Source organism: Streptomyces violaceorubidus, from assembly GCF_000717995.1.
GTDB classification, from domain to species: Bacteria; Actinomycetota; Actinomycetes; order Streptomycetales; family Streptomycetaceae; genus Streptomyces; species Streptomyces violaceorubidus.
In genome coordinates, this window is the sequence record NZ_JODM01000006.1 from 326,064 (window position 1) to 350,756 (window position 24,693).

Annotated in this window: 19 protein-coding genes and 2 pseudogenes; 10 read left to right on the top strand and 11 right to left on the bottom strand. The window is 73.3% G+C overall.

Annotation, left to right across the window (positions count from 1 at the left end; translation table 11 throughout):
* Positions 1-225: 225 nt before the first annotated feature.
* Positions 226-1,080 carry a glycoside hydrolase family 75 protein gene (locus tag IE94_RS0112245; RefSeq protein WP_030182404.1) on the top strand — a complete coding sequence of 285 codons (855 nt, stop codon included), beginning with the start codon at positions 226-228 and terminating at the stop codon, positions 1,078-1,080.
* 166 nt (positions 1,081-1,246) lie between these two features.
* Here IE94_RS0112245 and IE94_RS0112250 read toward each other — a convergent pair whose 3' ends face one another.
* The 4 genes from IE94_RS0112250 to IE94_RS0112265 all read right to left on the bottom strand — a co-directional run bounded on the left by IE94_RS0112250 (position 1,247) and on the right by IE94_RS0112265 (position 6,458).
* Positions 1,247-1,657, bottom strand: a complete 411-nt coding sequence (locus tag IE94_RS0112250) for a PTS-dependent dihydroxyacetone kinase phosphotransferase subunit DhaM (RefSeq protein ID WP_030182406.1) — start codon at positions 1,655-1,657, stop codon at positions 1,247-1,249.
* Positions 1,650-2,249 carry a dihydroxyacetone kinase subunit DhaL gene (gene dhaL, locus IE94_RS0112255; RefSeq protein WP_030182409.1) on the bottom strand — a complete coding sequence of 200 codons (600 nt, stop codon included), beginning with the start codon at positions 2,247-2,249 and terminating at the stop codon, positions 1,650-1,652. The genes IE94_RS0112250 and dhaL overlap by 8 nt, the downstream gene beginning before the upstream one ends.
* 49 nt (positions 2,250-2,298) lie before the next feature.
* Entirely contained in the window at positions 2,299-3,291 is a 993-nt protein-coding gene (gene dhaK / locus IE94_RS0112260; protein ID WP_030182412.1) for a dihydroxyacetone kinase subunit DhaK, read from the bottom strand.
* A gap of 371 nt (positions 3,292-3,662) precedes the next feature.
* A complete protein-coding gene (locus IE94_RS0112265) occupies positions 3,663-6,458 on the bottom strand; it encodes a helix-turn-helix domain-containing protein (protein ID WP_245235225.1) in 2,796 nt (931 codons plus the stop codon).
* A 41-nt stretch (positions 6,459-6,499) separates the two neighbouring features.
* Between IE94_RS0112265 and IE94_RS0112270 the strand changes: the two genes are divergently transcribed.
* The gene (locus IE94_RS0112270) at positions 6,500-6,802 is read left to right on the top strand and encodes a hypothetical protein (RefSeq protein ID WP_245235221.1); all 303 of its coding nucleotides are present in this window, start codon (positions 6,500-6,502) and stop codon (positions 6,800-6,802) included.
* Between the two features lie 256 nt (positions 6,803-7,058).
* On the opposite strand, the gene IE94_RS0112275 is transcribed toward IE94_RS0112270, so the two are convergent.
* Positions 7,059-8,279 (bottom strand): metallophosphoesterase, encoded by a 1,221-nt coding sequence (locus IE94_RS0112275; protein WP_030182425.1) that lies wholly within the window; start codon positions 8,277-8,279, stop codon positions 7,059-7,061.
* A 176-nt stretch (positions 8,280-8,455) separates the two neighbouring features.
* On the opposite strand from IE94_RS0112275, the pseudogene IE94_RS40990 reads away from it, so the two are divergent.
* Positions 8,456-8,649, top strand: a pseudogene (locus IE94_RS40990) (MmyB family transcriptional regulator); the annotation flags it as partial.
* Positions 8,650-8,663: 14 nt separating this feature from the next.
* Here IE94_RS40990 and IE94_RS0112285 read toward each other — a convergent pair.
* The 4 genes from IE94_RS0112285 to IE94_RS0112300 form a co-directional block, all read right to left on the bottom strand.
* Positions 8,664-9,290 carry a histidine phosphatase family protein gene (locus IE94_RS0112285; protein ID WP_030182427.1) on the bottom strand — a complete coding sequence of 209 codons (627 nt, stop codon included), beginning with the start codon at positions 9,288-9,290 and terminating at the stop codon, positions 8,664-8,666.
* Positions 9,291-9,402: 112 nt separating this feature from the next.
* Positions 9,403-11,562, bottom strand: a complete 2,160-nt coding sequence (locus IE94_RS0112290; RefSeq protein WP_030182429.1) for a SpoIIE family protein phosphatase — start codon at positions 11,560-11,562, stop codon at positions 9,403-9,405.
* A gap of 167 nt (positions 11,563-11,729) precedes the next feature.
* Positions 11,730-12,914, bottom strand: coding sequence for a beta-ketoacyl-[acyl-carrier-protein] synthase family protein (locus IE94_RS0112295; RefSeq protein WP_030182431.1), 1,185 nt, complete (start codon positions 12,912-12,914; stop codon positions 11,730-11,732).
* Positions 12,915-13,210: 296 nt separating this feature from the next.
* Positions 13,211-13,921, bottom strand: coding sequence for a TetR/AcrR family transcriptional regulator (locus tag IE94_RS0112300; RefSeq protein ID WP_030182434.1), 711 nt, complete (start codon positions 13,919-13,921; stop codon positions 13,211-13,213).
* 148 nt (positions 13,922-14,069) lie between these two features.
* Between IE94_RS0112300 and IE94_RS0112305 the strand changes: the two genes are divergently transcribed.
* Entirely contained in the window at positions 14,070-15,191 is a 1,122-nt protein-coding gene (locus tag IE94_RS0112305) for an FAD-dependent oxidoreductase (RefSeq protein ID WP_030182437.1), read from the top strand.
* A 62-nt stretch (positions 15,192-15,253) separates the two neighbouring features.
* Here the strand turns inward: IE94_RS0112305 and IE94_RS0112310 are convergent, their stop codons facing one another.
* Positions 15,254-15,703 carry a DoxX family protein gene (locus IE94_RS0112310; protein ID WP_030182438.1) on the bottom strand — a complete coding sequence of 150 codons (450 nt, stop codon included), beginning with the start codon at positions 15,701-15,703 and terminating at the stop codon, positions 15,254-15,256.
* A 323-nt stretch (positions 15,704-16,026) separates the two neighbouring features.
* On the opposite strand from IE94_RS0112310, the gene IE94_RS0112315 reads away from it, so the two are divergent.
* Positions 16,027-16,458, top strand: a complete 432-nt coding sequence (locus tag IE94_RS0112315; RefSeq protein WP_030182440.1) for an NfeD family protein — start codon at positions 16,027-16,029, stop codon at positions 16,456-16,458.
* Positions 16,459-16,460: 2 nt separating this feature from the next.
* On the top strand, positions 16,461-17,510 hold the full coding sequence (locus tag IE94_RS0112320; protein ID WP_037922397.1) for an SPFH domain-containing protein: 1,050 nt from the start codon (positions 16,461-16,463) through the stop codon (positions 17,508-17,510).
* 294 nt (positions 17,511-17,804) lie between these two features.
* On the opposite strand, the gene IE94_RS0112330 is transcribed toward IE94_RS0112320, so the two are convergent.
* Positions 17,805-18,713, bottom strand: a complete 909-nt coding sequence (locus tag IE94_RS0112330; RefSeq protein WP_030182446.1) for a DUF3152 domain-containing protein — start codon at positions 18,711-18,713, stop codon at positions 17,805-17,807.
* Positions 18,714-18,826: 113 nt separating this feature from the next.
* On the opposite strand from IE94_RS0112330, the gene IE94_RS0112335 reads away from it, so the two are divergent.
* The 4 genes and pseudogenes from IE94_RS0112335 to IE94_RS0112350 all read left to right on the top strand — a co-directional run bounded on the left by IE94_RS0112335 (position 18,827) and on the right by IE94_RS0112350 (position 24,558).
* Positions 18,827-19,516, top strand: coding sequence for a response regulator transcription factor (locus IE94_RS0112335; protein WP_030182449.1), 690 nt, complete (start codon positions 18,827-18,829; stop codon positions 19,514-19,516).
* Positions 19,517-19,527: 11 nt separating this feature from the next.
* Positions 19,528-21,026: pseudogene (locus IE94_RS35425) on the top strand (ATP-binding protein).
* On the top strand, positions 21,023-21,646 hold the full coding sequence (locus IE94_RS0112345) for a hypothetical protein (protein ID WP_030182450.1): 624 nt from the start codon (positions 21,023-21,025) through the stop codon (positions 21,644-21,646). Before IE94_RS35425 ends, IE94_RS0112345 begins: the two are co-directional and overlap by 4 nt.
* Before the next feature lie 107 nt (positions 21,647-21,753).
* Positions 21,754-24,558: an alpha/beta hydrolase gene (locus IE94_RS0112350; RefSeq protein ID WP_030182451.1), complete on the top strand. Its 2,805-nt coding sequence runs from the start codon at positions 21,754-21,756 to the stop codon at positions 24,556-24,558.
* The last annotated feature ends 135 nt before the right edge of the window (positions 24,559-24,693 follow it).

Genomic DNA, 24,693 nt, shown 5'->3' on the forward strand with positions numbered 1-24,693 from the left:
CGACGGCGCGTGGACCGCTGTCGTCGCCATCCCGCGCCGGAGTGGGCGGCCGGGCGGGCCGGAGCCGGAACAGGCCCCGCCCGCCCGCCCCCGGTCGCGCCCCCTGGAGGGCGCGGAGCGGACGGCGGGCGTGCACCGTCTGGCCCTGCGAAAGGTGGTCGCGTGAGCGATTCGGGGACACATGGGGCCACAAGCCCGTCCATGTCCCCGAGGAGAGGCCCCATCGTGCGTGTCCAGTCGCTGACACTGGTCGCGGCCAGCGCCGCCCTGATCGCCCCCACGACGTTCCCCGCCGCTCCGCCCCCGACGCGCCCCGCCCCCTCGGCACGGATCCTGCTGCCCGGCGTCCCGGACCGGGCCGGGGCCCCGCGCGCGGACCGCTCCGGAGTCCGGTTGGGCCCCGTTCCCCGGCTCCCCGCAAGGCCGCCCGCACCTCCCTCACGGGTCGGGCCGGACGCGGGGGCCGGGGCCCGTCCACAGGGGGAGGGGAGCGGGCAGCCCGTCCGCGCCGCCGACCTACTGGCCCGGGTGCGCGACTGCCGACCCGTCTCGCGCGGGCGCTACCGCACCGACGCCGGGGCACCGGCGGACATCCCGGTGTGCGGCACCCGGGACGCCGTGTACTGGAAGGCCGACCTGGACGTCGACTGCGACGGGCGGCCCGGCGACCGCTGCAACGCCCGCACCGACCCGCACTTCAGCCCCGCCACCGCCTACACGCAGTCCGACGGGCGCCCGCTGGACGCCGAACGCCTGCCCTACGTCGTCGTGCCCGGGCCCAGCGACACCTGGGACCACCGCGAGGACGACGTCCGCGGCGGGTCGCTCGCCGCCCTCGTCCACGGGGACCGGGTGCGGTACGCGGTCGTCGGCGACGTCGGCCCGAGCGAGCTGATCGGCGAGGCCTCCTACGCCGCCGCGCGGTCCCTCGGCGTCCCGGCGGATCCCGAGGGCGGCGGCGTGGCCTCCGACGTCACGTACATCGTGTTCAAGGGCAGCGAGGTCGAGCCCATCGAGGACACGGCCGCCGCCGAGAAGGCGGGGGAGCGGCTGGCGCGGCGGTTCGTGGACGGGGACTGAGCCGGCCGCCGTGGACCCGGTGTCCGGACTGCCTGACGGGACCGCCCGTCCGGACTGCCTGACGGGACCGCCCGACCGGACCGCCGAACGGGACCGTCCGACTGGACCGCCTGGCGACACCGTCCGACTGGACCGCCTGGCGACACCGTCCGACCAGAGCTCCTGGTCAGACCTTCCGGTAGGAGTACGCCTCCGCGGCCGCCGCCTCCACGGCCGCGAGGTCGGCGCCCGTCGAGGCCGTGACGACCGCCGCCACCGCGCCCTCCACGAACGGCGCGTCCACCAGACGGGTGTTCTCCGGGAGTTCGTCGCCCTCGGCGAGCAGCGCCTTCACGGTGAGCACGGCACTGCCCAGATCGGTGAGGACGGCGACGCCCGCGCCCCGGTCCACGGACGCGGCGGCGGCCGCGACCAGTTCCGAACTGGTCCCGAACTCCCCGGACGCGGTACCGCCCGCCGGGGCGACGGCCACCGCCCCGGCACCGCCCGACAGGGCCTTCGCCAGCTCCGCCACCGACGCGGCGACCTCGGCGCTGTGGGACACCAGCACGACGCCCACCAGCTTCTCGTCACTCACCGGCCGTCTCCTTCAGCGCCTCGAAGAGCAGGGCGGCCGAGGTCGCCCCCGGGTCCTGGTGCCCGATACTGCGCTCACCCAGATAGCTCGCCCTGCCCTTGCGGGCCTGTAGGGGCGTGGTCGCCTCGGCACCCTCCAGGGCCGCCGTGCCGGCCGCGGCGAACGAGTCGCCCAGGGCGTCCACGGCGGGCACCAGGGCGTCCACCATCGTCTTGTCCCCCGGGGCGGCACCGCCGAGCGTCCGGACGGCGTCCACACCCGCGCGCAGCGCCTCGGCCAGCTGCTCCGCGCTCACCTCGGGGGAGTCCCCGAGCGCCTTGCCGGTACGGCGCAGCAGCGTCCCGTACAGGGGCCCCGAGGCGCCGCCGACCGTGGAGATGAGCTGTCGGCCGGCGAGGGTCAGCACGGCGCCGGGGGTGCCGGGCGCCTCCTTCTCCAGCGTGGCGGCCACGGCCCTGAACCCGCGCTGGAGATTGCTGCCGTGGTCGGCGTCGCCGATGGGTGAGTCGAGGGCGGTGAGCCGATCCGCCTCGCGGTCGACCAGCGCGGTGGCCGCCGTCATCCAGCGGCGGAAGAAGTCGGCGTCGAGCACAGCATCTCCTTGCCTGGTAGGTACGTCGCGATTCTTCCCCGGCCCGCCGTCACATGCCCCACCGCAGGCCCGGCGTACTGACCGGCGCGTCCCACAGTCCGAGCAGTTCCTCGTCGATCTCGCACAGGGTGACCGAGGCGCCTGCCATGTCGAGGGAGGTGACGTAGTTGCCGACGAGGGTGCGTGCGACCGCGACGCCCCGCTCGCCCAGCACGCGCTGCACCTCGGCGTTGAAGCCGTACAGCTCCAGCAGCGGCGTCGCCCCCATGCCGTTGACCAGGACCAGGACGGGGTTGCGCGGGCCGAGGTCGGTCAGCACCGCGTCCACCGCGGCCTCGGCGATCTCGCCGGACGTCATCATGGGCCGCCGCTCCCGGCCGGGCTCCCCGTGGATGCCGATGCCCAGTTCCAGCTCACCGGCGGGGAGGTCGAAGGTGGGGCTGCCCTTGGCCGGAGTGGTGACGGCGCTGAGCGCCACCCCGAAACTGCGGGAGCTGTCGTTGACCCGGCGGGCGATCGCCTCCACCTGCTCCAGCGGCCTGCCCTCCCGCGCCGCCGCCCCGGCGATCTTCTCGACGAACAGGGTCGCCCCGGTACCGCGCCGGCCGGCGGTGTAGAGGCTGTCCGTCACCGCCACGTCGTCGTTGACCAGCACCTTCGCGACCTGGATGCCCTCGTCCTCGGCCAGTTCGGCGGCCATGTCGAAGTTGAGCACGTCACCGGTGTAGTTCTTGACCACGAAGAGCACCCCGGCCCCGCTGTCCACGGCCGCCGCGGCCCGCACCATCTGGTCCGGCACCGGCGAGGTGAAGACCTCGCCCGGACAGGCGGCCGACAGCATCCCGGGGCCCACGAACCCGCCGTGCAGCGGCTCGTGCCCGGAACCGCCCCCCGACACCAGGGCGACCTGCCCCGACACGGGCGCGTCCCGCCGCACGATCACCCTGTTCTCGACATCCACGGTCAACTCGGGATGGGCGGCCGCCATACCGCGCAACGCGTCCGCGACGACCGTCTCGGGGACGTTGATGAGCATCTTCACGGGTGTCTCCTAGGCTGATGAGCAGATAGGCGTTTGACCAGTGTTTCTGCTGGTCAGGGTGGTGAAGGTTGGTTCCTGATCTCGGCGGTGGACGGCGGTAGACGGCGGTAAGTGGCGGTGGTGAGCGGGTTCTGACGGTACTGATGCTGACTCGACGCCGACCTTGGTGACCCGTCGTCAGGTTTTGGCGGCGAGTCGGACTACGGGCCGACAAGAGTGCTGCAAGGGAAGTATCGACCTTGCGACCGCGAAGGTCACGCGAGGCGACGTCTGAAGAGGCCAGGGAGTACCGATCTGGCAGACACGGCCAAAGCGCGGGAGTTGGTCTCGTCATCAACCGACCTGCCCGCCCGCCGAAGAGCCGCGCCCAACTACCGACCGGCGCCACTTCGGTCCGGGCCATCGGGGGAGCCACGTAATGCCGACAGGCGTGCCAGAGCGCTGGGGTTGCCGGCGTCCGCGGCGATGCGGGCGAGTTGCCCGGCCCGGCGCTTGTCTCCCGCGAGCTCCAGGATGATGGCCATGCGTGCCATGGCCATCGTGTCCCCTGCGTCGGCGGCGAGGCGGGTCATGTTCTCGGCCCCTTCTTGGTCGCCCTTTGCTTCGCGTATGTCGGCCAAGCGCATCAGCGGGGTGGTACATCCCCGCTCGGCAGCCTCCTGGGCGAGCCGTACGGCGTCCTCATGGCTTCCGACGTGTTCGCGCATCTCCGCCAGCCGCGCGAAGACGCTGATGTCGCCGGCGTCAGCCGAAAGCCGCGCCAGCCCCTCGGCTTCCTCACGATGCCCGGCCACTTCCTTGAGATCGGCCAGCCGTGCCGCGGCGTTGGCATTGCTCTTCTCCGCCGCCTCCTTGGCGAGGCGCTCCGCCCCGTGAAGATCTCCCCGGTCCACGTGCAGCTCTGCCAATCGGGCCACCGCTGTGGGGATGCCTGCCTCGTCGGCCTGCCGCAACAGGCGCTCAGCCCCCTCTGCATCACCCGCCGCCCCGCGGAGCGCCGCGATCCGAATCAGAGCGAACCGGTGACCGGCGCCGATCGCCTGCTGTGCCAGCCTCCCGGCATCCTCGTGCGCGCCGGCTGCCTCGCGCATCTCGGCCAGCCGCACCAGGGCGAAGGACTGACCTGCTCGTGCGGCTCGGCGGGCGAACTGCTCCGCCTCCTCTCGACGACCGGCTGCTTCCCTCGTCGCCGCCAGCCGGGCGAGCGCGCTGGCATTCCCCACCCGGCCCGCGAGCTGGTAGAGGCGCATGGCATTGGTGCTTGCTGCAGGGCCCTTGCCTTCCTGGATGACTGCCAGCCGGACGAGAGCCGTGGTGTCGCCCGCCTTGGCGGCCAGTTGACCCAGCCGCTCGGCTCCCTGTGCGGCCCCCGCCAGTTGTCTCATCTCAGCGAGTCGGACCAGCGAGCTCGTGTCCCCGGCGGCGGCAGCACGGGTGGCCAGTTCTTCCGCCGCCCTTCGCAGCCCTTGGTTCTCACAGATCTCCGCCAGCTGCACCAGCCCCTGGGGGTCTCCCGCATCGGCGGCCTGCTGGGCGAGATCCTCTGCCTCCGAGATGTGGCCGGCTCGGTGACGTGCCACGGCCAGCCGGATGAGAGCGGTGATGCTTCCCGATTCCGCGGCTTGCCGGAGAAGCAGGTCGGCTTCTCCCCAGTCGCCGCCGGCCCGGCGGATCTCGGCGAGTTCCGCCAACGCGTCGACACTGCCTTGGTCTGCGGCCCGTTGGGCGAGTTGCTCGGCCCAGCCGAACCGGTGACGGATCCTGGCGGCACACGCGAGGTTGAGCAGGCTGTCCGAGGTGAGATGCCCCTGTGCCGCCTGCCAGAACGACTTCGGTGGGCACAGGCGGGCACGGCCCCGGCGCCCGTGTTGCTCCAGGTAGTCGGCAAGTCGGTAGCAAGCTGAAGTGCCGGTCATGGTCCCGGCGTGTCTCTGGGAGGAGCGAGGGCGGACGCGACGCAGGGGAGCAAGTCGGCCATGGACGGGCACGGTCACGTCGGCGAATGCCTCGTCCAGCCAGTTGTCGGTCAGATCGTCGTACTCGTCGTCGTTGAGGTAGTCCTCCACGGCCTGTTCGAGGAAGCCGACCGGCAGATGCACTGCGGCGCCCAGACGTCGCGCGTCTATGGCGACATCGAGCAAGGCGCGGGCCGGCGGACCTGCCTTCTCGTAGCGGCGCACCAACTCCGGTGCTCCCGCGAGGAACTGTGTCAGTCGGCCACTGTCCGTGTGGTGCAGAGCGTGGGCGAGCTGCCGGTCACCGGCCGTCGCGAGGACCTCGGCCTTGCTGAGGGCGATGTGGTCGAACCGGTCCGGCAGCGTGATGAGGCGCCCAGCCAGCAGAGAGCGAACCTGCGGATGCGCATCCGGCGCGCCGGGACGCGGCAGGGTCATGTAGTCGTCCTGGTACTCGGGCCACATCGTTCCCAGCACAAGTACGGGGCTGCGCGATACGTCGGTGAGCAGTCTGTGAAGGGCGGCCGCGACCCGCTCGCCGTTCTCTCCCCCGAAGTACTGCTGGGCATCGTTCAACCAGACCACTGTCTGGGGTTCCACCCGATGCAGATCGGCAAGCGCGGCTTCGGGGCGCGTGGGGTCGAAGGGATGCCACAACCGCCATCCGTAAGCGGTCAGCGGTTGAATCGCCTCCCAGCAGGCGCGCGTCTTGCCCGTCGAGGAAGGCCCCACCAGTACGGCCATGCCGCTGTGACCCTCGCACGCGGCCTCCACAACCGTGGCGAGATGCTCGTCATGAGGACGGCGTACGTACGCCGGCAGCCTCCCGGCGCGCCCCCGTCGACCTCCCTCCCGTGAGCCGTTGGAACCGGAGGACGTGACGGGCGCCTCGACGGCGTAGTGCACCTCCAAGTCGTGGGGGTCCCACAGGCGGATCGTGGTGCCCGGCGCTCCCCTGTCGCCTGCGGCTCGACCGCGCCCGCAGGCCGTCTCCAGCAGTTCCAGGAGAGTATCCGTGTCCAGGCGCAAGGCACGGGCCAAGGCCCCGACCGTGTCCGCCGAGGGCCCCGGCGCCCCCGGGCTGAGAGCTCGGCTGACCGTGGTGCGACCCAGCCCCGCGACGTGGGCGAGTTCGGTCTGGTTGAGCCCTCGAGCTATCCGTCCCGACTCGAGCCGGGACCGCAACTCCCTCAGGGCCGCTGCGTCGCGCACCTCTTCCAAGTCTCCCCCTGGACAACCCCATGTGTTCGTCCGTGTTCATCTTCGCCCACCGCACCATGGCGAACACGGTCTTCCGCAAGGTCACTGCCACGACAACACTCGTACCGAAGCACGGGGAAGGCCAACACATGTCCAGCCACGGTTCCGTCATCGTCCTGACCTGCCTGGTAGCGCTCTTGACCGGCACACTGGTGGCAGCGGCGGCCGGCTACCTCGCCCGCCGTGACCACGCTTCCTATCCAGCGGCGATCACTCGGGCAGCGGTCGCCTTCGCTGCCACGCTCACCTTTGCCACGGCACTGGCAACAGCACTCCACACGGCCACGGGGCAGTAGAACGGTGACTTGATCGGCGTCGGCTCCTTGGCCCGGGCACGGACAAGAAGCTGCCCATCCTGCGGCCGGGCCGGGTCGCCAAGGACATGTCTCCTGACTCATGCCGGGAGTCCGCTGACCAAGTGCCTGCGAGCACGGGCCGGACGTATCGGCCTTGCGGCAGCGAAGGTCACGCGGGCAGGGGGTGGGCGCGCCCCCGTCCTGGCCGTGTCGGGGTGGTCGGACGCTCCGCGTGGAGGTGCCGGACCGCCGCGTACTACGGCGAGGTGGCCGACTGCGGGCTGCGCAGGACGAGCAGGGTGATCTCGCTGGGGGCGAAGACGCGGAACGGGGGACCCCAGAAGCCGGTGCCGCGGCTGGTGTAGAGGAGGGTGCGGGCGCCGTGGCGGCTCAGGCCGGCGAGGGCGGGCTGGTCGAGGCGGACCAGGTGGTGGAAGGGCCAGATCTGGCCGCCGTGGGTGTGGCCGGAGAGCTGGAGGTCGACGCCGGCGGCTGCCGCCCGGTCGACGAACGCGGGCTGATGCGCCAGGAGCAGGACGGGCAGGGCGGGGTCGGCGCCGGTGAGGGCTCCGGCGAGGTGGGCGCGGTGACCCGCCAGACCGGAGGATGCGGCGGTGACGTCGTCCACGCCGGCCACCACGAGGGTGTCGCCTCCGCGTTCGAGCAGCACATGGCGGTTGCGCAGCGGCTGCCAGCCCAGCTCGTCCATCAGGTCGACCCAGCCCTGGGCCTCGCTGTAGTACTCGTGGTTGCCGGTGACGTACACCCGGGCATGGGTGGCCCGGACGGTACCGAGGGGGGCGGCCTGGGCACGGCGTCGTTCGGCCGTGCCGTCCGCGATGTCGCCGGTGTGGCAGACCAGGTCGGCCTCCAGGGAGTTCACCGTCTCGCACACCCGTGCCGACCAGCGGGCGCGGTCCAGCGGACCGTAGTGGGTGTCCGTGACGAGGACCACCCGGAGGCCGTCCAACCCCGCACCCAGCCGGGGGAGCCGTACGTCGAGCCGGCGCACGCGTGGCACCCGGCGAGCCTCGGCGTACCCCCAGGTGAGCAGTACGGCGGTCACGCCGAGGACGGCCCAGGTGACGATCCGGGCCCGGTCCTGACCCGCACCCACGTCGGCCACGGCCAGGACGAGACGCAGGAGGACGCCGAGCAGGACGGACCAGGTGAACAGGACCCAGCTGGTGCCCAGCAGCGTGTCACCGATGATCGCCGCCCGGTCCTGCTGCCGTCGGCCGTGGCCGCGCACCATCGCGAGCGGCATGCCCACGAGGCCGAGGGCGAACAGGGCGGTGCCGGCCAGGGTGACGGGCAGCGGCCAGTGCTGGCCGGCGTGCAGCAGCACCCAGCAGGGCACGGCCCACAGCAGGACGGGGGCGAGCAGGGGGACGTAGCGCATCAGGCGGTGCAGCCGGCTCTGCCGCGGCGTTCGCACCTCGCCCTCGGCGGGCCGGGTGCCGCTGGTGTCGGTCACGCTTCCCCCTCCTTCACCGGGCTGCGGTCCCGCGCACTGTATCGGGTCGCCCCCGGAGCGGACGGACCGGTGTCCACCCGGATCCTGCGCCCCGCGGGTCACGGGCGACGGGCGATCCAGGTGGTGCGGGTGGTGCGTACGGTCACGTCGTCACGGCGGGCGATGCCGTGCGGCTGCGTCTCCACCACCACGCCGTCGGCGACCTCACCCTCGCCTTCGAGGGCCTGGAGCCGGCCGCCGCGCCCGGCTCACGCTCACCGTCTACACCGCCGAACCCGGCTCGGCCTCCGAAGAGGGCCTGCGCCTCCTGGCTTCCTGGGCCGCCACCCGTAAAGCCGCCCCGGAGACGGAACGCTCCACGGCCGGCTGACCGCTGCCGGGCCCTCAGACGTGCGGCGCCGAGGAAAAGCCCGTCCAGCGAAGCTCGGCGGGCAGGTGCCGCATGTCGTTGGAGAGGAGGACGGAGGCCGCTCGGCCGGGCGCGTAGCGGATGACGGTGAGCGCCGCGTTGCCGTGGTCGAGGCCGAGCCACCGCCACTTCGGTGCGTGCATGGCGTCGCGGACGAGCCAGGCGATGAGGAAGTTGTGGGTGACGACGAGTTCGTGCCGGTCCTCGGCGCCGTCCGTAACGGCCCCCGTGAAACGACGCAGCGCCTGACGGGCGAGCTCGGGACCGTGCCGGCGTTCCTCGTCCGTGGCACCGGCGAGGAAGCCGAGGTAGTGGTCCGCCGACTCGGCTGGGAGCTCCGCCCGTTCCGGTATGTGGGGCACGTAGTCACCGGCGCTCTCCGAAACGCGCGGCGTGACACCCTCCAGTTCGTCCGCGACCAGGCGCGCGGTCTCCTGCGCCCGCGGCAGGGGACCGTGGTGGACGGCGGTCAGGGGAACGTCGCGCAGGCGCCGGCCGAGCAGGGTGGCCTGGCGCCGGCCGGCCTCCGTGAGCGTGCTCTCGTCCGGTGAGGCCTCGCCGTGCCGCGCGAGGTAGAGGTAGCGGGTGGCCGTGCCGGTCATCTTCGACTCCTCGGGCGTGCCGGCGATCTTGTGCTGACACGGACGTCGGCCCCCCGCGCCCCGGTTCCCTCGGCCGACCCCGCGAAAGCGGCGGCACCACGGTCCGCGCGCGTCAGCGCACGACCTCGGCCCAGACCACCTTGCCGGTGTCCGTCCAGCGCACTCCCCACCGGCGGGTGAGCCGGTGCACGACGTGCAGGCCCCGGCCCCCGTCGTCCAGGAGTCCGCCCCGGCCCAGCCGCGGTCTGCCGTTGCCCGTGTCGCCGACCTCGCACAGCAGGCCGGGGCCGGCCCTGATCAGCCGTACCGTGACGGGGCCGCCGGCGAACCGCACCGCGTTGGTCACCAGCTCGCTGACCAGGAGCAGCACGCTCTCCCGGGTGCCGTCCTTGGTGTGCCACTGCCGCAGCAGCGCGGAGACCATTGCACGGGCCCGCGCCGCCGCGTCCTCGCGGGCCGGCAGCCGCCAGGTCGCGGTGTCCCCCTTGCGGTAGCCGATCATGCGGGCGAGCAGCAGGGTCACGTCGTCGCGCTGGCGCGTCGGCATCACCTCCGCGACCACCCGCCGCGCGGCCTGCTGAAGCGTGTCCCAGGGGTGCACCGCGGACACGGCGTCCGCCAGCCTGCCGATGCCCTCGTCGATCGGCACGGCCGGGTCCTCGACCAGGCCGTCGGTGTAGAGGGCGAGCAGGGAACCCGGGGGTGCGGTGAACGTGTGCACGCCGAACGGCTCGCGCAGCGCGAACTCGGCGCCCAGGCCGGGATGCGGGCGGACCGGGAGGGGACCGGCGCGTCCGTCCGGCGTCACCAGGATCGGAGGCAGGTGGCCCGCGCTGGACAGCGCCACCCGGTGGCTGACGGGGTCGTAGACGGCGATGCAGCAGGTCGAGCCGAGGGCGCTGTAACCGGCCGCCAGTCCGGACTCCGAGTCGTCCAGCAGCGTCACGGTGTCGTCCAGGTGCTCCAGCACCTCGTCGGGTGCCAGGCCGGCGGAGAGCAGCGCGCGGGCCTCCATGCTCAGCTGGCCCATGGTCGCCGCCGCTCCCAGGCCGTGCCCGACGACATCGCCGACGACCAGCGCGGTACGGCCGTCCGGCAGCGGAAAGCTGTTCACCCAGTCACCGCCGACGCCCGCGCTGTCGGGGGTGGTGGGCTGGTAGACGCTGGCGGTCTGGACGGTTCCGCCGCCGGAGCGGGGCAGCAGCCGGCGTTGCAGGGCCAGCACCTGGGTGTGCTCGCGCTGGTGCTGGCGGGCCAGGTCCACGTGGTGGGAGGTTCGGGCCACCAGTTCCTGGAGGTCGAGCAGCTCGCTGTCGACGAAGGGCCGGTCCGCCCGCCGCCAGACCTCGGCCACGCCCAGCACGACGGGCGGATCGCCCTCCAGGACCAGCGGCACGCACGCCACACCCGCCGAACGGTCCCCGGGCACCAGGGCACGCACCAGCCGAGGGCTGCCGAGCACCCGCTCGATCGCCTCCCGGTCGGGCAGGACGATGGACTGCGGGGCGTCGGCGCGCATGGTCGCCTGCGACAGCAGGCGGCCCGCGTCACTGGGGAGATCCTCGCCGAGGGTCACATAGCCCTCGGGCCACGCCCGCTCCGGCACCAGGGCCGCCCGCCGCAGCCGGATGCGGCGCTGCGCCCGCTCGGTGACCCGCTCGCCCGTCCAGACGGCGAAGTCGAGATCGACGGCGGCCACGTCCCCCCACGCCAGCAGGGACTCCGCCAGCGACTGCGCCGTCTCGCCGATGTCCAGCGAGGTGCCGATCGCGGTCTCGGCGGCGTACAGATGGAGCCTCCTGGCCATGGCGATCACGGAGACGGTCAGGCCCTCCTGGGGTGCCGCCGCGGGCAGGATGCTCATCGAGACCACCAGCTCCGAACCGTCGCGGCGACGCAGCCGCTGGACCCGGGCCACGTGTGCCTCGCCGGTTTCGAGGACCTGGCGCAATCGCCGGGTGACCGTCGGCACGTCACCCCGGGGCAGGAGGTCGACGAACGGGCGCCCGATCACGGCGTCCAGCCCCGCGAAGACGGGGGCTTCGAGATTGCGGTGGGTGACTCTCAGCTCACGGTCCAGATTGACCGCGCCGAGGATCTGCTCCGGCCGGCCCACGGCCGGATGGTCGTGCTCCGGTTGATTGTCGCCGGGGTGCCCCGGCGACTCGGCGGAACCGGCCGCCGCCGCTCCGCCACGCGGGATGTACCGCCCCAGAGCGCTGCTGACCAGGCCGAACGGCGACGAGGACGAAGGGGAGGGTGTGGAGTCCATGCGGCTCCCTCAGCTCGCTCGCCAACCCCGGCACAGTGCCGGGGCCGTACTCGAACCCGTGCGGAAGAGCCCCCGAGGATCCCGACCGCACACCCCATTCAATAACACCGGCGCGTGCTTCGCCCACATCAGCGGACCGCGCGGTGACCACGGAAAGTGACCGGGTCCTAGAGCCACTCGCCTTCCAGGGCGGTGGCCGTGAGGCCGGGGGCGGCCGCGTAGAGGACGGCACGGCTGCCCGCCTTCTGCCCGGCGTCGTGCGCCCGGCGCAGGATGTCGAAGACGGCGGCGCCTCCGCGGTTGCCGGTGGTGTAGCTGTCCCGGCTGTACTCCAGGAGCCCCGCGGGCCACGCGTCGGGCATCGTCTGCTCCATGTACTCCAGCACGCGGGTCCCGCCGGGATGGGCGAGCAGGACGTCGGGGTGCCAGGAGGCGGGGTCGTCCTCGTAACGGACGCGGAGCCACTCCCACATCGCGGTGACCGTCTCCTGCACCGCCCGCGGCCCGCGCCGGTCCATGACGAAGTGGGTGCCGTCCGCCCGCGTCTCCAGGCGGTGGAGGTCCTGCGTGCCCGGCAGGGTGTGGTGCCAGGCGGCGTCGAGCCGGAGCACCGACTCGGGCCTCGGGCGGCCCGTGACCACCGCGGCGACCGCGGTGTCCGCGAACAGCAGCCGGACGATCAGGGACTCCAGGGTGTCGTCCGCGGGCTGGTAGGTCGTGCTCAGCGCCTCGGAGATCACCACCAGGACCACCCGGTCGGGGTCCGCCGCCACGAGGTCCGCCGCCAGTGCCAGGGAACGGGTCCCGGCGACGCAGGCCCACTGGGTGGCGGGCAGGAGCATGGTGTCGCCACGCAGTGGCAGCCGGTTGGCCAGGGCGACGTCCAGTCCGGGCAGGGCCGGGGTGGTGGAGTTGCTGGTGATCAGGCAGTCGACGTCCGAGGCGTCCAGTCCGGCGATCTGCAGGGCCCCGCGCGCCGCGCGTTCCCCGTAGGACTGCACGGCCTCCCAGGCCGGGGCGGTGCGTTCCTGGACGGTCTGCGGCGCGGGCACCGCCCCGAGCGCGGCGATCACCCGCTCCGCGTCCTGCTCGGCGAACCCCTCGCGGACCAGGGCCTGCCGGGCGGCCCCGAGGCCCGCGGCCCCCAGGGCGCCGCCGTTGCCGGGCGCGACGGCGCTCTTGAGGGGAAGCATCCAGCCGCGGGTCTCGATGCCCGTACTGGCCGCGATGCCGTCGACCCGCGGCGCCCACGCGGCGTCCGGGTGCCGGTCGCGCACTTCCGCCACGATCTCGCTGGTCTTCACAGAGTGCTCGCCGTGTATCACGGCGGGTGCGCACAGGTAAGCGGCCACGATCGGCACCTTTCTACGGATTCTGCGGTGAGGGGAGAGCGGGGGAGCGGGGAGCTGGTGGGGGAAGGGCGAGGGGGGAGGAGGGGGCGTCACCAGCGCCGTGACATGGCTCACTTGACCGCGTCGCGGCCAAGTCGGCGGCGGCACACGCGACTTCGGCGCGGCGCCTCGCACTTCGAGGATGGCGGCGAAAGGGGCATTTGCGCAGTGACCCACGCAACGTGGGCAGGTGCGGGCTGCGTGAGACGGCGCACACGCCGAAAGGCCGCCCGGCCGGCGGGCGGTCGGGCCCGGAGCTACCGGCCGGGCCGGTGGAGTGCCGTGATGCCCGCCAGGACGAGGGTGATCCCGGCGAGGAACTGCTCGCGGTCGTCGTGCCCGCGGACCTGGTCCGCCACGGCGCGGGTGAACGGGTACTCGGCCGGGTCCAGCCCTTCCCACGCCGTCGAGACGGTGTCCAGGAACTCGTCCCGGTCCACGTCGCGCCCCGACGGGCCGGCGCTCGCGGAGTTCGCGGCGTTCTGGCCGGCGGCGCCGAGGATGTAGTGCATCAGGGCCGAGGACGCCGTGAACCAGTCGGCCTCGGGGACGCCCATCGCCCGGACCTGGCGGCCGAGGCTCTCGAAGATCCGCGGCGCCACGGTGCCCCCGGGGGTGCGGGACAACTGCGTCGCGAGCTGCGGGGCCAGCCACGGGTGCGCCTCGGTCGCGTCGAACAGGCCGAGCGCCACGGCACGGACGGCGTCCTCGGGCGAGCCGGTGGTGCCGGTTGGATCGGCGCTCACGGCGGCGGCGACCACCGCGTCCGTGGCGGCGGCGAGCAGTTCGGCCTTTCCCGTGATGTGCCAGTAGATCGCCCCGGGGCCGGTCGACAGGCGCTCGGCCAGCGCGCGGAAGGTGAGGCCGCGCTCGCCCACGGTGTCCAGCAGCTCGACGGCGGCCCCGACGATGCGCTCCCGCGAGAGGGGTTCCTGCCGCCGTTCCGGACGACGCGACCTGGTTGCCATGCCCCACATCCTAGACGGCCTGGAACGCTGTTCCAGCTTGACAGGTACTGGAACGGCGTTCCACTCTGGACGAGCTGGAACACCGTTCCAGCTGGGTAGGTCTCCTCGGCTCCGCCGCCCCGGGGACCGCGATCAGGAGGTACGCACCATGACCACGCACGTCACGATCGTCGGCGCCGGCCTCGGCGGCCTCACGCTCGCCCGCGTCCTGCACGTCCACGGAATCCCGGTCACGGTCCACGAGGCCGAGACCTCCCCGACGGCCCGCGCCCAGGGCGGGATGCTCGACATACACGACCACAACGGCCAGCCCGCCCTGCGGACCGCGGGCCTGTTCGAGGAGTTCCGCGGTCTCGTCCTGGAGGGCCGTCAGGCGAGCCGAGCCCTGGCCCCGGACGGGACGGTCCTGTACGAGGAGGGCGACGACGGCACCGGTGACCGCCCCGAGGTGATGCGCGGCGAACTGCGGCAGGTGCTGCTCGACTCACTCCCGGTCGGCACCGTCCGCTGGGGCCACAAGGTCCGGGCCGCCCGCTCCCTCGGCGACGGCCGCCACGAGGTGGCGTTCGCCGACGGCACCCGGGTCGTCACGGGCCTGCTCGTCGGCGCGGACGGCGCGTGGTCCACGGTGCGGCCGCTGCTGTCGGACGCCGTACCCGAGTACGTCGGCATGTCGTTCGTCGAGACCTACCTGTTCGACGCCGACGTCAGGCACCCGGCCACCGCGAAGGCGGTCGGCGACGGGGCGATGTTCGCCCTCGCGCCCGGGAAGGCGATCCAGGCCCACCGGGAGACCGGCGGGACCCTGCACGCCTACGTGGCCCTGCGCAAGCCGCGGGAGTGGTTCGACGGCGTCGCTCCCGCCGCGGCGACGGGCGCGGCGCGGGTGGCGCGGGAGTTCGCCGGTTGGGCACCGGAGTTGACCGCGCTGATCACCGACGCCGACACCACGCCGGTCCTGCGTCCGCTCCACACCCTCCCCGCCGGACACCGGTGGGAGCGGGTCCCCGGAGTGACCCTGCTCGGCGACGCCGCCCACCTCATGCCCCCGTCCGGCGAAGGCGCCAACCTGGCCATGTACGACGGCGCCGAACTCGGCCGGGCCCTCGCCGCACACCCCGGTGACGTGGAGGCCGCGCTCGCCGCGTACGAACGTGACCTGTTCCCCCGGGGTGAGGCGGAGGCCGCCGACGCGAACCGGCTGCACGCGCTGATGTTCGGCGACGACGCACCGTACGGCCTGATCGACATGTTCGCCGGACGGGACTAGACGGGCGGCGGCGCGGCGGCCGACGGGCCGACCGCCGCGCCGTTGTGGCCGGTCCCGCGGACTCAGGCGGACGTCGGCGTGTCCAGCGTCCGGTCGGCCCGCCCGCCGTCCTCACCCCGTCGCGGGCGGAGACGGGAGGCGAGGCTCCAGCGGCCCGGACCGACGGCGGCGACCAGCAGGAAGGACCAGCAGAACATGGCCGCCGACTCCCCGCCGTTCTCGATCGGGAAGAGCCCGTCGGGCTGGTGCTCCACGAAGTAGGCGTACGCCATGGACCCGGAGCACAGGAGGGCGGCGGTGCGGGTGGCGAGGCCGCACAGCACCAGTGTGCCGCCGACGAGTTGCACCACGGCGGCCCACCAGCCCGGCCACGCGGCGAAGCCGGGCGCGGCTCCGTGCGGGCCACCCAGGACGTCGAACAGGGTGGCGGCTCCGTGGCAGGCGAACAGCAGGCCGACGACGATGCGGAACAGCGCGATCACGTGCTCCCTGCGTTTTTCCAGCGCTTCCAACGGTGGTGCTCCTCTCTGGCGCGGCGGCCGCGGGTCGGGACCCGGCGGCCGGTGGGGGACGGTGCGCAGCACGGGGCTGGGTCCGAGGGCGTCCCGAGGGAGGGAGGACGCACGACCCATTCGACTCTCAACCATCACAACGACCCTTGTCTAGACCAATAGCGCAACGAGTTGCGCCCCCCGGGGCCCCGGCGCCCCAGCAGCCCCGGCACCGGTGCCGGTCCCGTCGGACACCGGAAAAACGCCTTCGTCCGGTGCCGAACGAGCCGTGTCACCTTTCCTGGAAAGCCGGTAAAATAATTCCAAAGCGGAAAGGGGGCGTGATGGATCCGTGGCTGATCTGGCTGATCATTTCGGCGGTCCTGATCGTGGCGGAGATCTTCACCTTGACCGCCGCGCTCGGAATGCTGGGAGTGGCCGCGCTCATCACGTCCGGATCCGCGGCGGCCGGCCTTTCCACGCCTTTTCAATTCCTCGTTTTCACGGTCGTCTCCGCGGTCACCCTCCTCTTTCTCCGTCCCGTCGCGCTGCGCCACCTCGTCCAGCCCCAGACCCAGCGTTTCGGAGTGGACGCCCTGGTCGGCCAGGCGGCCTACGTCATCGCCGACGTGACCGGGAGGGAGGGCCGGGTCCGCATCGGCGGTGAGGAATGGACGGCCCGTTCCTACGACGAGACGCTGGTGATTCCCCGGGGTGCGACCGTCGACGTCCTGGAGATCAGCGGCACCACCGCATTCGTCTATCCCCGGGAGTGACCATGGAAGCCTCGGCGTTCCTCATCGCCGGTGCGATCGTCGCGCTTCTCGCTGTTTTCACCGTGGTGCGTGCGGTGCGCATCGTGCCGCAGGCCCGTGCCCGCAACGTCGAACGGCTCGGCCGCTATCACCGCACTCTGAAACCCGGCCTCAGCGTGGTCATCCCGTACATCGACCGGGTGTATCCGGTGATCGACCTGCGGGAACAGGTGGTCTCCTTCAAGCCCCAGCCGGTCATCACCGAGGACAACCTGGTCGTCGAGATCGACACCGTGCTGTATTTCCAGGTGACGGACCCGCGCGCGGCCTTCTACGAGATCGCGAACTTCCTCCAGGCGGTCGAGCAGCTCACCGTCACCACCCTGCGCAATGTCGTGGGATCCATGGACCTGGAGAAGACCCTCACCTCCCGCGACACCATCAACAGCCAGTTGCGCGGGGTGCTCGACGAGGCCACCGGGAAATGGGGGCTGCGGGTGAACCGGGTGGAGATCAAGGCGATCGATCCGCCGCAGTCCATCAAGGACGCCATGCAGAAGCAGATGCGGGCCGAGCGGGACAAGCGGGCCGCGATCCTCGGCGCGGAGGGCCAGCGCCAGTCGCAGATCCTCACCGCCGAGGGCGACAAGCAGGCCGCCGTGCTGCGCGCAGAGGGCAATCGCACCGCCGAGATCCTCAAGGCGGAGGGGCAGTCCCGGGCCATCGACGAGGTCTTCCAGGCCGTGCACCGCAACGACCCCGACCCCAAGCTCCTCGCCTACCAGTACCTCCAGGTACTGCCCCAGCTGGCGCAGGGCTCCGGCAGCACGTTCTGGGTCATCCCCAGCGAGGTCACCTCCGCGCTCCAGGGAGTGTCCCGCGCCTTCACCGAAGCGCTGCCGCAGTCGCCGGCCACCCGGGAGAGCCCGTCGTCGGAAGACGGTGCCGCCCAGGCGGCCAACGACACCGCGCAGGCCGCGGAGGCCGCCGCCCAGGCACTCGCCGACGCGGCCAGGGCCAACGGCGTCCCCACCGAGGCGATGCGCTCCGCCCCCGGGACCGAGGACCGCTGAGCCCCCGACGGTCGTGGGCCGCGGGGCACGGGGGCGCCGTAAGGTGGAGGTGAAGGTATGCGGAAGCTCTCCCGAGCGTGGGTGTGGGCGTCATGAACGGTCAGACGCAGAGGACGAGAACGACGCGGACCGCCACACGGCAGGTCGACGCGATGTACGAGGACACCTGCCCGGCCTGCGGACACCGTGTCCCTGCCGAGATCCGCCGGCACAAGACCCTGGGGATCTACGTCCCGGTCTGGGGCCCGGGCACCTGCCAGAACCCGGACTGCCGGGAAGCCGGTCGCGACGACGTCAGCCGACGGCCGGGCCCGTGAGGGGGCGGCCCTCGGCGTCGTAGGGCCAGACGTTGGTGCGGCAGCCGTGCAGGCCCTTGATCTGCTGCATCATCACCGGCGCCGGACGTCCGGCCCCGGGACAGCCCTCGTGGCCGTGGCCGAGGAAGTGCCCCACCTCGTGGTTGACGATCAGCGCCCGGTACGACGCGACGTCGTCCGCGTAGTACCGCGTGGCCAGCAGCCACCGTTTGAGGTTGACCATGACGTCCTGGCCCACGTTGCAGTTGACCTCGCCACCGGTGTCCAGGCCGTAGCGACCGCATATGTCGTCCACCGTCCCCGCCGTGGCGAGCCGTACCCGGAAGTCGGACGCGCCGCCGGACACCCGCCCAAAGCCCACCTTCCCGTCGGCCGTCCAGCCCCGCTCGTCGGCCAGGATGCGCTCCACCTCGGCGGCGACGTCCGGTGCCGGGATCCCGATGCCGTCCTCGACCTGCACCACGTACGTCAGCGTCCGCCCGCTCCCGCCGACCCGGTCGCCACCGCCGCCCGCGGTGGCGAACGTCCCCGGGCCGGACGCGGGTATCGAGTCCGGGTCCGGCTTCCCGTCGTTCCCTTTCTCGTCCTTTCCCCTGCCGTCCTCCCGCTCCTGCTTCTTCTCCCTCCCCTTCTCCGTCTCGGTCACCTTCTGCCGGTCCTTCGCCGGTGCGGCCGTGGACTCCTCCTTCGGCGCCTCCTCCGTGCCGCCGGCCCGGGGCGTGGTCCCCCTGACGGCCAGCCCGCCGGCGAGCACCAGGACGGTGCCGGCCGCGAGACCCGCCCACAGCAGGCGCGGGCGTTCACCGCGTCGGCGGGAGTGGCCGCGGCGGCGTCGGCGGCCCGTCGCGGGGGACGGTGGAGGAGTCGGTCGACGGCGCTCGTTCATGATCACAAAGGGTGCCGCGGGCGTGTGATCGTCCGTGGACGGCTTTTGGACCGCTGTGTAACAGCCGTCACCCCCGCGCGGTCCGCCTCCCGTGCACACGCATACTGAGCTCCATGCCACGGGTCCTGATCATCGAAGACGACCGCGCCGTACGGGACGGCGTGCGACTGGCCCTGCGCCGGCAGGGGCACGAGGTCGCCGCGGCCGCGACCGGCGAGGACGGACTGGAGCAGCTCCGGTCGTTCCGGCCCGACGCCGTGGTCCTCGACCTGATGCTGCCGGGCATGTCCGGCCTGGAGGTGTGCCGCCGCATACGCGCCCACGACCAGGTGCCGATCATCATGGCCACCGCCCGCGGCGACGACACCGACATCGTCGTGGGACTGGAGTCCGGGGCCGACGACTACGTCGTCAAACCGGTCCGCGCCCGCGTACTGGACGCACGCATACGCGCCGTGCTGCGCCGCGTGGGCGGCCCGGCGGACGACCAGGGCACGCCGCGCACCGAACACCACGGCGACCTGGTCATCGACCGGGCCGGACTGACCGTCACCCACCAGGGACGGCCCGTCGCCCTCGGCCCCTCCGAACTGCGGCTGCTGCTCACCCTGTCCGCCTCGGCCGGGCAGGTGTTCAGCCGCCAGCAGCTCCTGGAGGCCGTGTGGGAGCACAACTACCACGGGGACGCGCGGCTCGTGGACGCCTGTGTCAAGCGACTGCGGTCCAAGATCGGTGAGCCGCCGGGCAGTCCGCGTTACGTCCACACCGTGCGCGGCTTCGGCTACCGGTTCGGGCCCCGGTGAGAGTTCCCCGGGTGCTGCGGGCGCTGATAGGCCTGCGCCTGCGGCTGGTGGTGGCCTTCACCCTCGTCGCGGTGGTGGCCACGGTGACCACGGGCGCGCTGACCTTCCGTGAGGCACGGACCGGGATCCTGCAACAGAGCCAGGACATGGTGATCGAGGACTTCCGGCACCGCGTCAACTCCCTCGTCCCCAACTACCGGTTCCCGCCCGACGCGGCCGGCCTGGAGTCCTTCGCCGACGACGTGTCCAGAGGCGGCCGGTCCCAGCCGTGGCGGGTGCTGGTCGCCTACCGGGAGGCGAGCGCGACGTCCGTCCCCGGGGACGCGTTCGGGGAACTGTCCCCCGCGATGCGCGAGTCGGTGCGCTCCCGCCGGGCCACCGTGTTCCAGCGGGTGTCGCACGACGGCCACTCCTCGCTGGTCGTCGGCATGCCCGTCACCTTCGCCGGCCAGTACAGCACCGAGCGGCGCTCCTCCGGGTTCGAGGTCTACCTCACGGTGCCCCAGCAGGAGGAGCAGGGCTACGTCGACGCGCTGGTCGCCGCCATCGAGCGGGCCACCGTACCGGCCCTGGCCCTGGCCGTCCTGATCGCGCTGCTGGCCGCCCGCGGTGTGCTGCGTCCGGTACGGGCGCGCTGCGGCGGGCGACCCGGAGCATCGCCGAGGGGCGGCTGGACACCCGGCTCGCGGTGCACGGCTCCGACGAACTCGCCGATCTCTCCCGGACCTTCAACGAGACCGCCGCGGCGCTGGAGGGCTCGGTGGCGGAGCTGCGGCGCATGGAGGCCGGCGCCCGGCGCTTCGCCGCGGACGTCTCCCACGAACTGCGCACTCCGCTGGCGGCGATGTCGGCGGTCACGGACGTGCTGGACGAGGACGCGGCCGGACTCGACGAGGACACCGCCACGGCCGTACGCCTCATCAGCGCGGAGACCACGAAACTCGCCGCGCTCGTGGACGACCTGATGGAGGTCTCCCGGTTCGACGCGGGCGCGGCCGCCCTGCACCTGGACGAGATCGATCTCGCCGAGTCCCTGCGCCGCACGCTCGCCTCCCGCGGCTGGCAGGAGACCGTGGAGACCTGCCTGCCGGAACCGGGCGCGCTGCGCGGCCGCGTCGACCCGCGCCGCCTCGACGTGATCGTGGCGAACCTCGTCGCCAACGCCCTCAGGCACGGCGCGCCCCCGGTCCGCCTGGAACTGCGCGCCCAGGACGACCCCCGGGCCGGGAGGCAGGCCGCCGTCACGGTCCGCGACGGCGGGGACGGCATCCCCGAGAGCGTCCTGCCCCACGTGTTCGACCGCTTCTACAAGTCGGCCGGCGCCCGCGCCCGGAGCGAGGGCAGCGGCCTCGGCCTGGCCATCACCACGGAGAACGTACGCCTGCACGGCGGCACCGTCCGGGCGGCCAACCACCCGGAAGGCGGCGCCGTCTTCACGGTCGTCCTGCCGCTGCCGACCGACGCCGCGCAGGACCGGACGCCGCCCCCGGCGAAGGAGGACCGCCCATGAACCCGTCCGCGCGCGCCTTCCCGCTGCTGCTCGCGGCACTGCTCCCGCTCTCCGCGTGCGGCATCCCCGAGACCGGAGTGGTCGAGGCGGGCGAACCGGCCACCGGAGTCCTGGACCCGGACGTCACCTCCGCGCCGTCGGAGTCCGTGCCCGAGGCGGTGCCCCTCGTCAAGGTCCCGCTCTACTTCGTCGAGGACGGGTCCCTGGTCGCGGTGGACCGCACGGTGCCGGGCCCGACCGACCTCGGCAGCACCCTGCTCATGCTGTTCAAGGGGCCCGACGTCAAGGAGCGCGGGAGGGGGCTGACCACCGAACTGCCGCCCGCCGCCGAGGCCCCCACCATCCGCACCGACGGCACTGGCGTCAGCGTCCGGCTGCCGCGGAGCGCCGGGAGCCTCAGCGACACGGCCGTCGACCAACTGGCCTGCACGGTCGCCGTCGCCCGGCTGCGCCAGGACCCGGCCCTGGGGAGCGCCCAGGTGACCGTGGAGCAGCCCGGCGGCCGACTGGCCGGCCGCTCCAGCGAAGACTGTCCGCTCGGCGGGACCGCCCGGAGGTCCGCCCCGGTCCCCGGAACCGGCACGAGCGGCGGCGCGAACGCCGGCACGACGGGCGGCTGAGGGCGCACAGGCAACCCCGGGGATCTTCCTCCCCTCCTCCAACCGGGGGCGTCCGCACGGACGTTGTCCCGGACCGAGGTACCACCGAGGTGTTGAGGAGTGGATTCTTGATACGCGCTCGAACGATGGGGGCCGCCGCGGCAGCGGCCCTGACACTCGTGGGTGTCGCGCCCGCCGCGGCCCAGGCCGCACCGCAACCGCCCCGCAGCGCCGCGTCGGTGCGGGCGGCACCGAACGGCACCGCCGACCTGCCGCCCGGCTGGCGGATCACCGGCACCGGTGCGGCGAGATCCCTGGAGTGGCGCTCCCCGCGGGCCGTCCGGCCCGGTGACGCACGGGTGGAGTTCCACTCCGGCGGTCGCCTGCTCGGCGTGCCCGCGCCGGACCGCGACGGCCGGACCTTCCGCCTCCCCCTGGACGAGACCCGGCCGGCCGCACCGCACGCACTGACCGACCTCCAGGTCCGCGCCGCCGGTCGCCGACTGGACCGGGGACCGCAAGCCGCCCCCCGGCAGCGCCGCCCCGTTGAAGCGCCCCCGGCGAAACTCCCGCCCCTCCTCCCCGCCGGCAGCGTCGACCCGGGCCGGCCCGGCCGGTTCGCCACGACCACCGGCGAGTACACGCTCGACCCGGTCCGGCTGCCCGGCCTGTCCGTCCCGGTCGAGATGCGCGGCCTGGTCGTCGCGCCGAAGGGTGCGACCGGCAAACGCCCCCTCGCGCTCTTCCTGCACGGCCGGCACGCCACCTGCTACGTCCCCGGCCAGGGCGAGGAGGCCGTCACGATCGACTGGCCCTGCGCCGAGGGGGCCAAGCCCATCCCCAGCCACCGCGGCTACCTCCAGGACCAGAAACTGCTGGCCTCCCAGGGCTATGTGACCGTCTCGATCTCCGCCAACGGCATCAACGGCCAGGACGGCGACCTCGAGGACGGCGGCGCCCAGGCCCGCTCGTCACTGGTCCGCTCGCACCTGGCCCGCTGGGCCGACTGGGCCGCCGCCACCTCCGCCGCCCCGGACGCCGTACGCCGTGGCCCGAAGGCCGACCTCTCCCGCGTCCTGCTCGTCGGCCACTCCCGCGGCGGCGAAGGCGTCGACCGGGCGGCGACGGACAGCCTGTACCCGCCCCCCGCGGACCAGGACGGCCCACAGGGGCGGGCCCGCTGGAACATCCGCGGCACCGTACTCGTCGGCCCCACCGCCTTCGGCCAGAACCCGATGCCCGACGTGCCGTCCCTGACGATCCTGCCGGGCTGCGACGGCGACGTCTCCGACCTCCAGGGGCAGCTCTACGTCGACGGCACCCGGGGCGTGAGCCGGGGGCGCGCCCTGCACAGCGCGGTCCACATCACCGGCGCCAACCACAACTACTTCAACAGCGAGTGGACGCCCGGCCAGGCCGAGGCACCCGCCTCCGACGACTTCTGGGAGGACCCCGAGGGCCCCGACCCGGTCTGCTCGGTGGACAGCCCGACCCGCCTGACGGCCGGGCAGCAGCACCGGGCCGGGGCGACCTACGTGGCCGCCGCCGCCCGGCTGTTCGTCGCCGGTGACGACCGGGTGCGCGAGCTGATCGACGGCACCGGCCGCCGCGCCCCCTCGGCCGACCCGGCCCGGGTGCTGACCCACGCCGTCGGCGCCGGGCGCGGCGCCGGGTTCCTGCCGGACGGCGGCGTCAAGGTGACCGGCGGCGGCCGCCTGTGCTCCGCGGTCGACCCCGACCCCGGCGTCGCCTGCCTCGGGGAGGACGCGCAGGGCTCCTCGCCGCACTTCGCGTACTGGTGGCCCGAGCGCGAGACCGGCCGCGGCGCGATCGCCCTGGACTGGTCCGCACCGGGCACCGCGACCCGGGTCCGCCCCGGCACCCCCGTCTCCCTGAAGGGCGCCCAGAGTCTCGCCCTGCGCGTCATCGTGCCGCCGGGCAGCACCGGCACCCGGCTCGACGTGTCCGTCACCGACGCCGCCGGTCGGCGTGCCACCCTCGGCACCGTCCGCGCCGACGGCCTCGCGGGCAGCGAACGCACCGCGTCCTACTGGGCGCAGGAACTGCGCGTACCGCTCACCGCCGCCACCCGCGCCGGAGTCGACCTGCGCCGCGTCACCGCGCTGGAGCTGACCCCCCGTTCCCGGGCGGGCAAGGCCTGGCTGATGGACGCCTACGCGTGGCAGCCGGGCACGCCCCGGGTGCGACCGGCCCCGCTGGCCCGCGTCGACGTCGGCCGGACGACGGTCGAGGAGGGCGACTCGGGCGTGCGGACCTACCACGTCCCGGTGAGGGTCTCCGGCAAGGGCACCGGCACGGTCCGGATGTACCTCATGGAAGGCTTCGGCTCACCAGCCGAGGAGCGCCTGGTCACCGTGCGTTCCGGCACGCCCTTCGTCGACGTGAGCGTCAAGGTGAGGGGCAACAAGCGCTACGGCGGCGACTCCAGCCACGACCTGCTGGTCAAGGCGGTACGCGGCTTCGTTGTCGGCTCCTACGCCGGCGGTGTGACGGTCCGGGAGGACGACCCGATGCCGCGGATCAGCGTGACCCCCGTCGCGGACCGGGTCACCGAGGGGCAGCCGCTGCGCTGGCGGGTCTCGCTCTCGGAGCCCGCCGACGTGGAACTGGGCACGGCGCTCGTGCCGGTCCCCGACGACACCCGTCCCGAGCTGTCCACCAAGGACATCGACCACGACTGGCTCCTCGAGACGGTGGGGGAGGTGCCCGACGGGGAGGTCCCGCTGTCCCGGCTGGACTACTTCGCGCTCTGGGCCATCGTCCCGCCCGGTGAGACGGACGCCGAGGTGAGGGTGCCCACCGTCACCGACGACGCCGCGGAGCCCACCGAGTACATCGGCCTGCGCAACACGGACGACGAGGGCGAGCCGCAGGGCCCGGTCCTGACCGGCACCGTGCTCGACGCCTCGTAATCCGACCGCCGCGCGCGGGTGCGGGCCCGGCACCGTCCGGTCCGCACCCGTGCGCCGGGTGGCCCATCCGCCTCACGCCCGGCACCGGCCTCGGCGTGGTCGTGGGTCTCAGTCACCGGCGCCTGGGTACTCTCC